Raw genomic sequence first — 15,700 nt, 5'->3', positions numbered from 1 at the left:
ATAAAAATTGACGTTTCACGTTGTTTGTTTCGTTCAGTTTTCAAAGAACTACTTGGTCGCTCATTTGCGACTTCCTTATGTTAACATCTTCGTTAGTTAATGTCAACTAAGTTTTTTATTTCGTTTGTCGCTTTCGACGTTAATGTCATCGGCGACTTGTTCTATATTACACCTCTAAGCTCTAATCGTCAATATATTTTTATAAAAAATATAAAAAGGCTTATTTCTTTTAAAATAAGCCTTTTTATCACATATCATTCTATTCACTTATTATTTTTCTATAATTGGTAACGAGACGATAAATTGAATAGTGCCATCCCTATATTCCGCTCGAATACTACCACCTTGTAACTCAACAATACTTTTCGCAATCGCTAAACCGAGTCCCGACCCTTCCGTTACTCTACTTCGAGATTGATCCTTCTTATAGAAACGTTCAAACAAATTCGCTAACTCTTCTCTTGTAAACTCTTCACTATGATTCGCAATTACAATTTGTATATCCCTACGCTGCCTTTGAAGAGAAACTTTTATCTCTCCATCATCTTTACTATACTTAATTGCATTCATTAGTAAATTATCAAATACACGAACCATCTTTTCCGAATCAATCGATGCATAAGCACGTTCCTCAGGAAACTTCTTAACAAACGTAAGTCCATGCTCTTCCGCTTGCGGTACTAACTCTTCTATTAATTGCTCAAGCAACTCATTTACACATACTTCTTGTTTTTCTAATACAACTTGTTCATTTGTTAACTTCGTATACTCAAATAAATCTTCTATTAAATTTTTTAACTGCTCCGACTTTGCAAAAGCAATTCTCGTATACTCATCGTGTTGTTCTTTATTTTCATATTTAGAATCTCGAAGTAATCGTAAGTAACCCATAATAGAAGTAAGTGGTGTACGCAAATCATGCGATACATTTGTGATAAGCTCATTCTTTTGCTTTTCTAATTTACGTTCCTTTTCTATATTATTCATAAGCTCTTCTGCCATATTATTAATATTCTCCGTTAAAGCCGCAATCTCATCTTCACCTTTTTTCTCAATGCGGTAGGCTAAGTTACCTCTTTCTATTTCCTTTACGCCTTGTGCCATTGCTTCAATCTGCTTCATCTTTCTCTTTGTTATATAGAAGAAAGAGAAAATGAATACAAGTACACCAATTAAAAACGGGAATGGTCCTTCTTGCGTATCATATATTACCTCTCCCTCTGGAATTCCACTAACAAACATGTACAAATTCTTTCCTTCAATAGTAATAGGTGAAAAAGATATAAACTCTTTTCTTGTACTTTCAAATACATTTCTACCATCTGTATAATTAATCGCGAATGATGCTGCATTACGAATCGTATTATGCAAATCGATTTGCTCTTCTTGCGCTTGCTTTGTTTTATATAAAACTTTACCACTTTCATCAGTAACCAATATCTTCAAAGCTCTAGACCCTTGCTCTAAATTTTGGTTCTCCATTTCGATCATATTTGATATAGCTTCTAATTTATTTTCATGAACCGAACTATTTGCCGCTCCTTGAGCTTGGTGATTAATTTGTTCCATACCAGCCCGATAATCGATAGTTGCTTGACGATTCGCATTCTCAAAAAACGGCGCTGCTGCCTTCGCTGACAAAACTCCTAATAACGCACAAGCAGCAAAAGTAGTAATCAATTGAATCCTTATACTCTTTCGTACGCTCTTTACTAATTTCTCAAATAATTCTCTTATTTTCCTTATATAAGTAAACGGATTAAATATCTTTTTCAATCTTATACCCCACTCCCCATACTGTTTTTATATATCTAGGTTTCCTTGGATTCTCCTCAATCTTTTCACGTACTTTTCGAATATGCACCATTACAGTATTATCAGACTGGAAAGATCGTTCGTTCCACACCTTTTCATAAATTTGCTCCGCACTAAACACCATACCTGGATTTCTAGCTAGCAGTTCTAAAATTGAAAATTCCCTCGGAGTTAGTTTCACTTCTTCTCCCTCTACAATAACTTTATGGGTCGAGATGTTGATTTTCATCTCCCCAATTTCTAACTCGTCCTCATTTTGAATAGCGAAACCATTCATTTTCATATAACGGCGTAACTGAGATTTAATTCGTGCAATTAACTCTAACGGATTAAACGGCTTCGTTACATAATCATCTGCTCCTGTTGTTAACCCTAAAATCTTATCCATATCTTGCGTTTTGGCAGAAAGCATAATAATAGGCATTTCTTTCGCTTCCCTTACCTTCATACACATATGAATACCATCCACTTTCGGCATCATAATATCTAATACGACTAGATGCACTTCATTTTCTTCTAGTAGACGTAATCCTTCTTCTCCGTCTCCTGCTTGCAATACTTTATATCCTTCATTCTTTAAATAGATTGTAATTAAATTCCGAATTTCTTTTTCATCATCTACGACAAGTATTGTTTCGTGTGCCACAATATCTCCCCCATCACTTTTTTAATCCCTAACTTCTATTATAGGAAAACTTCTGAAGAAAAACGCTCGGAAATCCTTAAGATTTTCTGAAGACGCAAAAAAGGTCTAGACTCCCCTTAAGTCTAGACCTTTAAAAAACCCCTTTTATTTACGAACGTAGATGAAATATAGTACGAATAAAACTCCCATAACATACATAATCGGATGAACCTCTTTACGACGACCACTTACTACCATTGTAATTGGATAGAAGATAAATCCAATCGCAATCCCAGTTGCGATACTATACGTAAGTGGCATAGAGATAATTGTAAAGAATGCTGGTACTGCAATCTCGAATTTCTTCCAATCAATTTCCCCTAAGGAAGAAACCATCAAGATTCCTACAATAATTAAAGCCGGCGCCGTTACAGCTGGCGTTACAACACTTAGTAATGGCGAGAAGAATAGTGCCAGTAAAAAGAATCCTGCTGTTACAACTGCTGTAAATCCAGAACGTCCTCCCGCTGCTACCCCTGCAGACGATTCAATGTAAGACGTTGTTGTTGATGTACCAAGAATCGCACCAATTACAGTTGCAATCGCATCTGCAAATAACGCTTTTCCGGCACGTGGTAATTTATTGTTCTTCATTAATCCTGCTTGATTCGCAACCGCTACAAGCGTACCTGCTGTATCAAAGAAATCGATAAAGAAGAACGTTATAATAACAATCCCCATTTGAACTGTGAAAATATCTCCGAAGTGCGTTAACGCCACGCCGAACGTTGGTTCTAGACTCGGTATTGCTCCCACCACAGCTTTCGGAGTATCAATTAATCCTGTTGCTACTCCTAAGATCGCTGTAAGAATCATACCGTAAAATACTGCACCATTAATTTTCTTAATCATGAAGATGATCGTAGTAACAACCCCGAAGATTGCTAGTAACGTTGTACCCTTTGTTAAGTCCCCCAACCCAACAAGAACTGCATCATTTTTCACGATAATTCCGGCATTTTGGAATCCAAGAAATGCAATGAACAATCCGATACCTGCTGCTACTGCAAACTTTAACTCCGATGGAATTGCATTGATGATTTTTTCACGAATACCTGAAGCAGTAAGAATAATAAAGATAATACCTGACATTAATGTTCCGGCAATTGCTGTTTGCCATGGAATACCCATCGTTAACACTGCTGTATAAGCAAAGAACGCGTTAATTCCCATACCTGGCGCTAAAGCAATTGGATACTTCGCGAAAATACCCATAATTAACGAACCGATCGCTGCCGCTAATGCCGTAGCAACGAATACTGCACCTGGATCCATCCCTGTACCTGCTGGTAACCCTTTAACATTTCCAAGCGACAGCGTAGCAGGATTGACAAACAGTACGTAAGCCATAGATAGAAATGTCGTTAACCCTGCTATGAACTCAGTCTTATAATTCGTACCGAGCTCATCAAACTGAAAATAGCGTTTCATCTTACGTTTCCCCCGTTATATGATTACTCGCCGTATTTCACCCTAGCCCTCTTTTATCCCGAGAAATAAAAAAGGCTTCCATTGCATATATACATGGAAGCGTTCTATAAACAAAGACAAGTTTCCCCTCATCTTTATACAAACGCCTCGTAGTCAAGCCATTTACGGTAGCTAGGTAGAAACTTTCGGGCCATATCCCCGATATTATACGACGGCATAATATTCACTTTTCGTTTGAATTACATAATCATATTAACTCGACGAAGTAGTTTTGTCAATTTAAAAACGAACATTTTTATAAAATTTTATATTTTCGTTCGTATTAATACCAAAATAAAAAAGATCCATCTATGCATAAGCAATAGATGGACCTTTTTATAAATACTATTCCCACTCAATAGTTGCTGGTGGCTTACTCGTTACATCATACACGATACGGTTAACGTGTTTTACTTCGTTTACGATACGTACAGAGATTTTCTCTAATACGTCCCAAGGGATACGTGCCCAGTCAGCTGTCATACCGTCGATAGATGTTACCGCACGGATACCTACTGTGTAATCGTAAGTACGCTCGTCACCCATAACACCTACGCTACGCATACCAGGAAGCGCAGTGAAGTATTGCCAGATTTCACGGTCTAAGCCCGCTTTAATAATTTCTTCACGTAAAATCGCATCAGATTCACGAACGATTTCTAATTTCTCTTCTGTGATTTCACCTAATACACGAATACCAAGACCCGGTCCTGGGAATGGTTGACGCCATACGATTTCATCAGGAATTCCTAATTCAGATCCTAATACACGTACTTCGTCTTTAAATAACGTGTTTAAAGGCTCAATTAATTTGAACTGCATGTCTTCTGGAAGTCCACCAACGTTATGGTGAGATTTAATTGTTTGCGCAGTTGCTGTACCACTCTCAACGATATCTGTGTAAAGTGTACCTTGCGCTAAGAAGTCCATACCTTGTAATTTTGACGCTTCATCATCAAATACGTAAATGAATTCGTTACCGATGATTTTACGTTTTTGTTCTGGATCTTCTACACCTTTTAACTTGTCCATGAAGCGGTCTCTTGCATCCACTTTAATAACGTTCATATGGAAGCCTTCGCTAAATGTTTTCATAACGCCTTCTGCTTCACCTTTACGAAGTAAACCGTGATCAACGAAAATACATGTTAATTGGTCGCCGATTGCTTTATGAATTAATACTGCTACAACAGAAGAGTCTACACCACCGCTAAGTGCGCATAGTACTTTTTTGTCTCCAACAGTTTCACGAATCTTTTCTAATTCTACTTCAATAAAGTTCTCCATGTTCCATCCTTCAGAACAACCACATACGCCGAATACGAAGTTTTTAATTAAATCGTTACCGTGCTCAGAGTGACGTACTTCTGGGTGGAATTGTACACCGTATAAGTTTTTCGCTTCATTGCTCATACCAGCAATTGGGCAAGACTCACTTGTTGCATCTACTACGAATCCTTCAGGTAAACCAGTTACTAAGTCGCCATGGCTCATCCATACAACTTGCTCTTCTGGAAGGTTCGCATATAATTTTGATTCGTTCTCTACTTTAAGAACAGCTTTTCCGTACTCACGGTGATTTGCACGCTCTACTTTACCACCGAAGTGTTGCGTCATAAGCTGCATACCGTAACAAATACCGAAGATTGGTAAACCTAGTTCAAAGATTTTTTCATCACAATGTAATGCACCTTCACCGTATACACTATTTGGTCCACCAGAGAAAATAATCCCTTTTGGATTCATTGCTTTAATTTCTTCTGCAGTAATTGTATGTGGATGAAGTTCACTGTATACACCGAACTCACGAATTCGACGTGCTATTAACTGATTGTATTGACTTCCAAAATCTAAAACGATAATTGTATCGTGTTGTTTCTTCAAAATAATCACCCCAACGTTAGTTCTCGTATATAAATATTTTCACCAATTTGGCGAAAAGCATTACCAATATAATAAAAAAAGCCAGTCCTCCGCCTCTAGTCTCATAACAAAGAAAAGGCAGGGGTCTGGCTTTATAAAGAAAGATAGTCTCCGCTCTTTATAAATATAAGACACACTGCCTTCATAGTCAGGTTGTTTACGGTAACCCGGTAGAGACTCTCAAACCATATCATTGAGGATATATGAAGGATCGTTTTATATTATCTTCCTAGATTCTAACAATGAAGTATCAATATGGTCAAGAGAGAAAGCGACAAAATTCTACAGAAATTCATTTCCTTTTCTAAAAAACATAAAAAAACATCCATTTCTATATAGAAATGGATGTTTTTTTATGGCAAACGGAATTACATCATTCCGCCCATACCGCCCATGCCCATGCCGCCCATGTCAGGCATTGCTGGTGCATTTGGTTCTGGCTTGTCAGCTACTACAGCTTCAGTTGTTAAGAACATAGCTGCAACAGATGCTGCGTTTTGAAGTGCAGAACGAGTTACTTTAGCTGGATCTACGATACCAGACTCAAGCATGTTAACCCATTCGCCAGTAGCTGCGTTGAAACCAACGCCTACTTTTTCGCCTTTTAGACGCTCTACAACTACAGATCCTTCTAGACCAGCGTTGATTGCGATTTGACGAACTGGCTCTTCTAGTGCGCGAAGTACGATGTTGATACCTGTTGCTTCGTCACCTTCAGCTACGATAGAAGCTACTTTTGTGTATACGTTCATAAGTGAAGTACCACCACCTGCAACGATACCTTCTTCTACTGCTGCACGAGTTGAGTTAAGTGCATCTTCAATGCGAAGTTTGCGCTCTTTTAACTCAGTTTCAGTTGCTGCACCTACTTTAATTACTGCTACGCCACCTGCTAGTTTAGCAAGACGCTCTTGTAATTTTTCACGATCGAATTCAGAAGTTGTTTCTTCTAATTGCGCACGGATTTGACCGATGCGAGCTTCGATTTGTTCTGTGCTTCCTACACCTTCAACTACAGTTGTGTTTTCTTTTGTAACAACAACTTTACCAGCGCGTCCTAAAGATTCAACTGTAGCAGATTTTAAGTCACGGCCTAATTCTTCAGTGATTACTTCGCCACCAGTTAAGATTGCGATATCTTCTAGCATTGCTTTACGACGGTCACCAAATCCAGGAGCTTTAACAGCTACTACATTGAATGTGCCACGAAGTTTGTTCACTACTAATGTAGCTAATGCTTCGCCTTCTACATCTTCAGCAATGATAAGAAGTGGTTTACCTTGTTGTACCACTTGCTCTAATACTGGTAAGATTTCTTGAATGTTAGAAATCTTTTTGTCAGTGATTAAGATGTATGGGTTATCAAGAACTGCTTCCATTTTGTCAGAATCAGTAATCATGTAAGGAGATGCATATCCACGATCAAATTGCATACCTTCTACTACGTCTAATTCTGTTGTGAATCCTTTAGACTCTTCTAAAGTAATAACGCCGTCGTTACCAACGCGCTCCATTGCTTCAGCGATTAATTGACCTACTTCTTCGTCAGCTGCAGAAATAGCAGCTACTTGTGCGATAGAAGATTTGCCTTCGATTGGTTTAGAAATCGTTTTTAATTCTTCAATTGCAGCAGTAACAGCTTTTTCGATACCTTTACGAAGACCCATTGGGTTAGCACCAGCTGTTACGTTTTTAAGACCTTCACGAATCATAGCTTGCGCTAATACAGTTGCAGTTGTTGTTCCGTCACCAGCTACGTCATTTGTTTTGCTAGCAACTTCTGCTACTAATTTCGCACCCATGTTTTCGAATGCATCTTCTAATTCGATTTCTTTTGCGATTGTTACACCATCATTTGTAATAAGTGGTGAACCAAATTTTTTCTCAAGTACAACGTTACGACCTTTTGGTCCAAGCGTAACTTTTACTGCGTTTGCAAGAGTGTCGACACCGCGAAGCATCGAACGACGTGCTTCTTCACTAAATTTAATATCTTTTGCCATAATAATTGACCCCCTTGGATTTTTTAAGATTTATATAATTAACCGATAACTGCTAAAATGTCACTTTCACGTAAAATCAAGTAGTCTGTACCTTCATATTTCACTTCAGTACCTGCATATTTTGAGAAGATGATAAGATCACCTGCTGCTACCTCTAAAGCAACACGCTCACCATTCTCAAGCACTCGACCAGTACCTACTGCAACAACTTTACCCTCTTGTGGTTTTTCTTTTGCAGTATCTGGTAATACAATACCACTTGCTGTTTTTTCTTCTGCTTGAACAAGCTCAATTACAACGCGATCACCTAATGGCTTTAGCATGAACAATAACCTCCTCATTTTGTTATGTAAATTTCTTTTATTAGCACTCAAGTCATCCGAGTGCTAACACACTTATAATAATAAATAATCTCAATTTCTTTTGCAAGTAAAAAAATCATAATTTTTTCGCAAATCACTATATAAACTTTCTATATACAATACTGCCTTTACTATATGAATCGTTGTTTCCACTGCTCGTATGTTACAATATGAAAGGACACCCTAAGTTGTTTTCGCTACACATACAACTTTCTCCTGTCTTCTATTATAATTTCAAATAAGGATTTACGAAAAAAACATAATTCAAGAGGTTTATATCGTAGGTAGCATATTTACATGTTATCCTAACTTATCTCATACACTATAGTTAGAAAGGATGGTTAAACCATTTGAAGAAACAATACTGGTGGATTATCGTTACATACATTTTAATGCAGTTATCTGGCGTTGTTGGATTACCACTTCTCCTAAAAACAGGACTCTATGATAATAGAGGATTTACCATTGAAGAAAAAGGACAAATCATAACGGGACACTGGGCAATCATTAGCTTCTTTATTGCATTATGTATCGTGCTTTGGTTACTTAGAACAGATATTCGTGACAGGCATTTAGATCCAATGCGCTCTTCTGTTCCAGCTACTATTGGATGGATTTTTATCGGGTTCTTCTTAGCAATCATCTCACAATCCATTGCAGGTATGATTGAAATGTATGTATTTGGGGTTCCACGTGGATCTGAGAATACAGACAGACTGATGGACATCGCAAGAACGATACCTTGGTTCCTTATTGTTGTATCTATAATTGGACCTATCTTAGAAGAAATCGTATTTAGAAAAATTCTATTCGGCACGCTTTATAAGAAGTTTAACTTCTTTATCGCAGCTATCATTAGTTCGCTTGTATTCGCAGCAATTCATTTTGATTTTACTCACTTATTGGTATACACTGCTATGGGGCTCGTATTCGCCTTCTTATATGTGAAGACGAAACGTATTATCGTTCCGATTGCAGCTCATGTTGCGATGAATACATTAGTCGCTATTGGGCAAATTTTTATGAGCAATGAACAAATTCAAGAAATGATTAAAGAAGCTGAAAAAATGCAAGGCTTTATCGGAGGATTTTTTGTATGAGAAACTCACCATTGTTCATGGCTGCACTATACTTCCTTCTTGGATGTATCTTTACACGCTTCGCCATTACGAACGTGACAGATACAATCTGGAATATGTGGACAATACTATTTGCAGTTATGGCAACAATTGATTTTAATTTGGCACTTCGCCTTATATTAGTTAAATTCACAAAGAAGAAACAATAATAAAACGCAGAGGTCGCTTCCTCTGCGTTTTATTGTGGATAGTTTTTCAAAAAGTAAACTAATGTTTGTAACTCTACAGCTAAGTCAATATGATGAATTCTAATATTCTCTGATACGTTTAATCGCGCTGGTGTGAAATTCAAAATACCGTGCACGCTTGTTTCAGCTAATCTATCTGCTACAGCTTGTGCTACTGTAGCCGGTACTGTTAATATTGCCACTTGTATATCATTTGATAATCTCTCTTCTAATTCATCTAAATGATATACAGGAATGCCCCCGATTTCTGTTCCAACTTTCTCTTCACTAACATCAAATGCCATTTCAATTTTTGTATTATTGTTTTTCGTGAAATTATAATGTAAGAAAGCGGTCCCTAAATTACCTACTCCAATAAGTGCTACACGTGTTATATCATCTTGATCAAGTGTTTCGCGGAAAAATGATAATAAATAATTTACGTTATATCCATATCCCTTTTTCCCTAACGCTCCAAAATACGAAAAATCTCTTCGTATTGTTGCGGAATCTACTTTTACTGCCTCACTCAATTCGGCCGATGAAACACGCTGCTTACCAGAAAGAGATAAGTTTTGGATAAATCGATAGTATAGAGGCAATCTTTTAGCAGTGGCTTGTGGAATCTTTTGCTGATCCATATGACCTCTCCTCTCTTCCTATCTTTATTCATATACTTTAATCAAATACAGAAGTTTAGCACTCATTAAATTCCTTGTATAATAAAGAGAAGAAGTATTCTCTCTTTATTTTAAACTATACACTATTTTTAGTATGATTGAGAAATATAAACATGGCAAAGTTAAGAAATTATTTGAGGTGAAAACATTGATTTTATTACAAGTAAACGCGCTTTCGAAATTATACGGTGCAGAAACGATTCTTGCAAACATAAAATTGGAAGTACAAACAAAAGATCGTATCGCATTAGTTGGAAGGAATGGAGCAGGAAAATCTACATTATTAAAAATTATCGCTGGTGAATTATCTCATGATGGTGGCGAAATTATAAAACCGAAAGATGTCTCAATCGGATATTTAGCTCAAAATACTGGACTAGAAACGTCTTTAACAATTTGGGATGAAATGCTAACCGTCTTTACCCACTTACAGCAAATGGAGACAAAACTTCGAAGGCTTGAGCAAGAAATGGGAAAAGAAGAAAACTTTTCAAACGAAGCTACATATGAAAGATTGTTAGCTGATTATGACCAACTACAACTCAATTATAAAGATCAAGGTGGATATCAATATGAAGCGGATATTCGCTCCATTTTAAGCGGCCTTGGCTTCCCAGTTGAAACGCACCAGACGACGATCTCTACTTTAAGCGGCGGGCAAAAAACAAGATTAGCTCTCGGGAAATTATTATTAACAAAACCAGACTTACTTATTTTGGACGAGCCTACAAACCATTTAGACATCGAAACATTAACATGGCTTGAGCAATATTTGCAAGGTTATCCTGGCGCAATATTAATCGTCTCACATGACCGTTATTTCTTAGACAAACTCGTTACACAAGTATATGAAATTTCGAATAAAGAAAGCAGACGATTTGTTGGTAACTACAGTAAATATTTAGACTTAAAATCAGCATTATATGAGCAAGAAATGAAACGTTACGAAAAACAACAAGATGAAATCGCAAAACTTGAGGACTTCGTTCAAAAGAATATAGCTCGCGCTTCTACAACGAAACGTGCTCAAAGTCGCCGTAAACAACTAGACAGAATGGAATTATTAACGAGACCATTAGGGGATTCTAAGTCAGCATCATTCCACTTCGATATTGAAAAACAAAGTGGAAATGATGTTTTACAAGTAAATGATGCAACCATCGGCTATGATGAAAACCCTATAATTGAACATGTAACTATGCGCTTAACTCGCGGAGATAGTGTTGCTTTAGTTGGTCCAAACGGAATTGGGAAATCCACATTGTTAAAATCCATTGTGAATAAGTTACCACTATTAAATGGTGATGTTTCTTTCGGATCAAATGTATCTGTTGGTTATTATGATCAAGAACAAGCAAACTTAACATCTTCTAAACGGGTTTTAAATGAACTATGGGATGAATATCCACTGCAACCGGAAAAAGAAATCCGTACTATACTTGGGAATTTTTTATTCACAGGAGATGATGTACTGAAACCAGTATCTTCCCTTAGTGGTGGACAAAAAGCTCGATTAGCTCTTGCAAAACTTATGATGCAAAAGTCAAATTTGTTAATTCTAGATGAGCCTACGAACCACCTTGATTTAAATAGTAAAGAGATTTTGGAGAATGCTTTAATTGATTACCCAGGGACTCTTCTATTCGTCTCACATGACCGCTACTTTATTAACCGTGTAACAACGACTGTGGTTGAGTTATCAACAGAAGGTGCACAGGAATATTTAGGGGATTACGATTACTACGTTGAAAAGAAAAATGAAATGATTGAACGTGCAGAACTTGAACAGCAAGAAAGTGACGTTCCTGTTCAAAAGGTGGTTGCACAAGAGAAATTAAATTATTTAGAAGAAAAAGAGCGTAAAAAACTAGAGCGTCAACGCACTAGAAAAATTGAAGAGCTAGAACAAAGTATAGTGGAATTAGAAGAAGAAATTGCTACGTTAGAAGATCAACTTTGCTTACCAGAAATATATGCAGATTATGAAAAAGCTAGTGAAATTACAACTAAAAAGCAAACGCTACAAGAACAACTTGAAACTTGTATGGCAGAATGGGAAGAGCTGCATGTATAAGCATATTTAAATAAGGAAGATGTCTCATAAGTCAGGATTTTTGACTATGTGACATCTTTTTTTAGTACTTAAACAATTTTTTGAATATATCTATCGTAACTTAGAATATACTAACGATTTTTTAAATATAGCTATTGTAACCCTATATATATTAACAATTCGACACGAAATATCGTTTTAACGACAAAGATTGACAATATTAGCATCTTCTATAATGGGGAGATGTTTCAAAATGTTTTTCGGGGATATCTTCTTGCTTTTTATTTCCCGAAAAAGAACAAATTCAAAGGTCTGACATCAACCTATTTATCCACAAGTTTATACACATATCCACCTTTATAAAATAAACATCAAAATAACTTTTCCACATTATCCACAGTCAATAAAAAAGTTATCAACATTTTATATACACAATAAAACCCACATTATCAACAGATAATATGGGTTTTATCCACAGCCTGTGGTTAATTATGTGTATAACTATGCTTCAATATCTAATCCTGGATTTGCATTTAAGGCTAATGTTGCACGCTTACCTTGTTCATAAGCAATTGTCCCTGCCGCTGCAATCATCGCTGCATTATCTGTGCATAAAGATAGCGGCGGAATAATTAATTCAATGTTTTCTTTTTGTGCAAATTCCTCTTCTAATCGCGCACGAAGTCCTTTATTAGCAGCTACTCCACCAGCAAGAAGTAATTGCTTTACATTATAAGCTTCTGCTGCACGAGCTGCTTTCGTTACAAGTACATCTATTACACTTTCTTGGAAACTTGCTGCTAAATCTTCTGGTGCAATTTCTATACCGCGCTGTTTTGCGTTATGCACAGTGTTGATAACTGCTGATTTCAATCCACTAAAGCTAAAATCATACGAATCCGGTTCTAGCCATGCACGAGGCAAATCAATTGTCGGTTCTCCTTCATGTGCAAGGCGATCAATATGAGGACCACCTGGATATGGCATAGATAACGTACGAGCTACTTTATCATATGCTTCTCCAGCTGCATCGTCTCGTGTTTCACCAATTACTTCGAATGAACCATGTTCTTTCATATAAACAAGTTCTGTATGCCCACCAGATACAACAAGTGATAATAACGGGAATTGAACTTCTTTTACTAAACGGTTCGCATAAATATGACCAGCAATATGATGAACACCGACTAACGGAATATCATGTGCAAACGCTACTGCCTTCGCTGCATTTACTCCAATTAGAAGTGCTCCTACTAAACCAGGACCTTCTGTTACAGCAATTGCATCAATATCATCAAATGTGATGTTTGCTTCCTTTAAAGCTTCTTCTAACACAACTGTAATTTCTTCTACATGATGACGTGATGCAATCTCTGGTACAACGCCGCCAAAACGTTTATGACTTTCAATTTGTGATGCAACGACATTCGCAATAATTTCCGTTCCATTTTTAACAACTGCTACTGCTGTTTCATCACAACTTGTTTCAATACCAAGTATAATCGTATTTTTTCCCATTATATATTCACCCACATTACGAGACCATCTTCCTGATTGTCTGCATAGTATCGTTTACGAATCCCACCATTTTGAAATCCGTATTTTCTGTATAACTGCTTTGCTACTTCATTTGATACACGTACTTCAAGTGTCATTGTTTTTACCCCTAGTTCTTTCGCTTCAGAAATAACTGCTTTCAATAGGGCATCTCCTAACTTTTGACCTCGGTATTCTGGCAAAATAGCTATATTTGTTATATGTGATTCATCAATAATTATCCACAATCCACAATACCCGACTACACGACCATCTTTTTCTAACACAATATAATGTGCATGTTCATTCATCGTTAATTCACGGTGAAAGGCATCTGCAGTCCAAGGAGTTGAAAAAGACGCTTCTTCAATAGCTACAATTTGAGCAATATCATCAAGCTCCATCTTTCTAAATATCATATCCATCTTCTGCAAGCTCCTACTTGTTTTGACTTTCTAACCACTTTGTTTCAGCTTCAGCTAAACGAAGATAGCTTGGAACAAACGTATGCACATCTTGTTCTTCTTTTTGTAATCCTAAGAATGCTAGCTCACTTGGTCTTGGGTTATTTTTAGTAAATGGAGCGAATACAGCTTGATCATCTAAATGTTCTATAATTGTTTCTTTATGCAATTTAACATCGTTACCGATAAATAAAACAGGCTGTCCTTTATCTTTTAACATTTGCAACCAGTCTACAATAAGAATAATTCGGTCTTCTTCTATTGAAGTTAACTGCTCTCCTTCATATGTATATAACCCAGTATAAATTTGCCCACGTCTTCCATCAAATAAAGGACAAATTAACCCGTTAAAGTTAGCACCGTTTGCAGCTACTACCTCTAAACTTGATACACCTACAATTGGTATTTGAAGTGACCAAGCTAATGTTTTCGCCACTGTCACGCCTATACGAACACCTGTATAGGATCCAGGTCCAGCAGCTACAACGATTTTAGTTAATTCCTTCGGTTTTACGCCACACTCTTTTAACAGTTTCTCTACAGCTGGCATAAGACGTACAGAATGGTTTTTTGTTAAATTTGTAATGATTTCCCCAATTACGTTTTCTTCCTCAATAAGGGATACACCCATTACGTAATTTGAAGTATCAATTGCTAGTACTTTCATCTTGTAATAGCTCCTCACATAATCTAATATAGCGATCTCCAATTGGCTCGAGTATAATTTTTCTTGTGTCATCTCCAGCATGGAATAAACTAATTTGTAACTTTTCATTCGGTAAATATGCTTCTATTAAATGAGCCCATTCTACTACCGTAATTCCTTCACCGTAGAAATATTCATCAAAGCCTAAGTCCTCTTCACTTTCTGCTAAGCGATACACGTCCATATGATATAGCGGTAATCTTCCTTTATATTCTTTAATGATATTAAAGGTAGGACTATTTACAACTCTTTTCACTCCAAGACCTTTTGCTAGTCCCTTTGTAAAAGTCGTCTTACCAGCTCCAAGATCTCCTTCTAAAATAATTACGTCTTGTGCCTCTACGAGCTCACCTAGTTTTTTTGATAACCTTTGTGTTTCCTCAGAAGATTTTGTTGTTACTTCATATTTACTCACAGACTTCACCTACTTTACTCACAATGTTCTCTGCTCTTTATTATACAGGTTTTGAATATATAAAAAAGTCCTTAGGAGTTGTCCTAAGGATAGTTTGACTGTCTTTATTAGTTTTTTGTTAAAACAAATAAAAAAATACGAAACAACTTGTTTCGTTCTTTTCTTTATATGAAATGGCGGTCCCGACCGGGGTCGAACCGGCGATCTCCTGCGTGACAGGCAGGCATGTTAACCACTACACCACGGGACCATTTGGTTGCGGGGACAGGATTTGAACCTGCG

General features: G+C 36.9%; 14 protein-coding genes, 1 tRNA gene and 2 riboswitches. Of the genes, 3 read left to right on the top strand and 12 right to left on the bottom strand.

Features of this window, described 5'->3' with window-relative positions:
- Positions 1–270: 270 nt before the first annotated feature.
- The 6 genes from ampS to groES all read right to left on the bottom strand — a co-directional run bounded on the left by ampS (position 271) and on the right by groES (position 8,219).
- Positions 271–1,776, bottom strand: a complete 1,506-nt coding sequence (gene ampS, locus MR136_RS27930; RefSeq protein ID WP_000719205.1) for an aminopeptidase AmpS — start codon at positions 1,774–1,776, stop codon at positions 271–273.
- On the bottom strand, positions 1,760–2,461 hold the full coding sequence (locus tag MR136_RS27925) for a response regulator transcription factor (protein ID WP_000929885.1): 702 nt from the start codon (positions 2,459–2,461) through the stop codon (positions 1,760–1,762). Before MR136_RS27925 ends, ampS begins: the two co-directional genes overlap by 17 nt.
- A gap of 144 nt (positions 2,462–2,605) precedes the next feature.
- Positions 2,606–3,931, bottom strand: coding sequence for an NCS2 family permease (locus MR136_RS27920; protein WP_000833082.1), 1,326 nt, complete (start codon positions 3,929–3,931; stop codon positions 2,606–2,608).
- Positions 3,932–4,061: 130 nt separating this feature from the next.
- Positions 4,062–4,163: riboswitch (purine riboswitch) on the bottom strand.
- A gap of 152 nt (positions 4,164–4,315) precedes the next feature.
- Positions 4,316–5,854 carry a glutamine-hydrolyzing GMP synthase gene (guaA, locus tag MR136_RS27915; protein WP_000743909.1) on the bottom strand — a complete coding sequence of 513 codons (1,539 nt, stop codon included), beginning with the start codon at positions 5,852–5,854 and terminating at the stop codon, positions 4,316–4,318.
- A 164-nt stretch (positions 5,855–6,018) separates the two neighbouring features.
- Positions 6,019–6,120: riboswitch (purine riboswitch) on the bottom strand.
- Positions 6,121–6,261: 141 nt separating this feature from the next.
- Positions 6,262–7,896, bottom strand: a complete 1,635-nt coding sequence (gene groL / locus MR136_RS27910; protein WP_001029993.1) for a chaperonin GroEL — start codon at positions 7,894–7,896, stop codon at positions 6,262–6,264.
- Between the two features lie 38 nt (positions 7,897–7,934).
- The gene (gene groES, locus MR136_RS27905; protein WP_000917311.1) at positions 7,935–8,219 is read right to left on the bottom strand and encodes a co-chaperone GroES; all 285 of its coding nucleotides are present in this window, start codon (positions 8,217–8,219) and stop codon (positions 7,935–7,937) included.
- A gap of 389 nt (positions 8,220–8,608) precedes the next feature.
- Here groES and MR136_RS27900 point away from each other — a divergent pair, with 389 nt between their 5' ends.
- Together MR136_RS27900 and MR136_RS27895 are read left to right on the top strand one after the other, a co-directional pair.
- Complete coding sequence (locus MR136_RS27900) at positions 8,609–9,358, top strand: CPBP family intramembrane glutamic endopeptidase (protein ID WP_000745323.1); 750 nt, start codon at positions 8,609–8,611, stop codon at positions 9,356–9,358.
- Positions 9,355–9,546 carry a YdiK family protein gene (locus tag MR136_RS27895; RefSeq protein ID WP_001246201.1) on the top strand — a complete coding sequence of 64 codons (192 nt, stop codon included), beginning with the start codon at positions 9,355–9,357 and terminating at the stop codon, positions 9,544–9,546. The genes MR136_RS27900 and MR136_RS27895 overlap by 4 nt, the downstream gene beginning before the upstream one ends.
- A gap of 29 nt (positions 9,547–9,575) precedes the next feature.
- Here MR136_RS27895 and MR136_RS27890 read toward each other — a convergent pair whose 3' ends face one another.
- On the bottom strand, positions 9,576–10,205 hold the full coding sequence (locus tag MR136_RS27890; RefSeq protein ID WP_000372699.1) for a redox-sensing transcriptional repressor Rex: 630 nt from the start codon (positions 10,203–10,205) through the stop codon (positions 9,576–9,578).
- 187 nt (positions 10,206–10,392) lie between these two features.
- On the opposite strand from MR136_RS27890, the gene MR136_RS27885 reads away from it, so the two are divergent.
- Positions 10,393–12,318: an ABC-F family ATP-binding cassette domain-containing protein gene (locus MR136_RS27885; protein WP_000602146.1), complete on the top strand. Its 1,926-nt coding sequence runs from the start codon at positions 10,393–10,395 to the stop codon at positions 12,316–12,318.
- Between the two features lie 480 nt (positions 12,319–12,798).
- Here the strand turns inward: MR136_RS27885 and tsaD are convergent, their stop codons facing one another.
- The 5 genes from tsaD to MR136_RS27860 all read right to left on the bottom strand — a co-directional run bounded on the left by tsaD (position 12,799) and on the right by MR136_RS27860 (position 15,668).
- Positions 12,799–13,815 carry a tRNA (adenosine(37)-N6)-threonylcarbamoyltransferase complex transferase subunit TsaD gene (gene tsaD, locus MR136_RS27880; protein WP_017674381.1) on the bottom strand — a complete coding sequence of 339 codons (1,017 nt, stop codon included), beginning with the start codon at positions 13,813–13,815 and terminating at the stop codon, positions 12,799–12,801.
- Complete coding sequence (gene rimI, locus MR136_RS27875) at positions 13,815–14,258, bottom strand: ribosomal protein S18-alanine N-acetyltransferase (protein ID WP_000367190.1); 444 nt, start codon at positions 14,256–14,258, stop codon at positions 13,815–13,817. The genes tsaD and rimI overlap by 1 nt, the downstream gene beginning before the upstream one ends.
- A 13-nt stretch (positions 14,259–14,271) precedes the next feature.
- A complete protein-coding gene (gene tsaB, locus MR136_RS27870) occupies positions 14,272–14,964 on the bottom strand; it encodes a tRNA (adenosine(37)-N6)-threonylcarbamoyltransferase complex dimerization subunit type 1 TsaB (protein WP_017674380.1) in 693 nt (230 codons plus the stop codon).
- Positions 14,945–15,418 (bottom strand): tRNA (adenosine(37)-N6)-threonylcarbamoyltransferase complex ATPase subunit type 1 TsaE, encoded by a 474-nt coding sequence (gene tsaE, locus MR136_RS27865; RefSeq protein ID WP_017674379.1) that lies wholly within the window; start codon positions 15,416–15,418, stop codon positions 14,945–14,947. The genes tsaB and tsaE overlap by 20 nt, the downstream gene beginning before the upstream one ends.
- 174 nt (positions 15,419–15,592) lie before the next feature.
- Positions 15,593–15,668, bottom strand: a tRNA-Asp gene (locus MR136_RS27860).
- Positions 15,669–15,700: the final 32 nt, after the last annotated feature.

It is taken from the genome of Bacillus cereus group sp. BfR-BA-01311 (assembly GCF_022664295.1).
GTDB classification, from domain to species: Bacteria; Bacillota; Bacilli; order Bacillales; family Bacillaceae_G; genus Bacillus_A; species Bacillus_A cereus.
This window is presented reverse-complemented; position numbering and strand designations above follow the sequence as displayed.

Bases quoted from the DNA above. Each gene is read 5' to 3' on its own strand.
- MR136_RS27920 (WP_000833082.1), bottom strand. From the start codon at position 3,931: ATGAAACGCTATTTTCAGTTTGATGAGCTCGGTACGAATTATAAGACT.
- groL (WP_001029993.1), bottom strand. From the start codon at position 7,896: ATGGCAAAAGATATTAAATTTAGTGAAGAAGCACGTCGTTCGATGCTT.
- groES (WP_000917311.1), bottom strand. From the start codon at position 8,219: ATGCTAAAGCCATTAGGTGATCGCGTTGTAATTGAGCTTGTTCAAGCA.
- MR136_RS27895 (WP_001246201.1), top strand. From the start codon at position 9,355: ATGAGAAACTCACCATTGTTCATGGCTGCACTATACTTCCTTCTTGGA.
- MR136_RS27890 (WP_000372699.1), bottom strand. From the start codon at position 10,205: ATGGATCAGCAAAAGATTCCACAAGCCACTGCTAAAAGATTGCCTCTA.
- tsaD (WP_017674381.1), bottom strand. From the start codon at position 13,815: ATGGGAAAAAATACGATTATACTTGGTATTGAAACAAGTTGTGATGAA.
- rimI (WP_000367190.1), bottom strand. From the start codon at position 14,258: ATGGATATGATATTTAGAAAGATGGAGCTTGATGATATTGCTCAAATT.
- tsaB (WP_017674380.1), bottom strand. From the start codon at position 14,964: ATGAAAGTACTAGCAATTGATACTTCAAATTACGTAATGGGTGTATCC.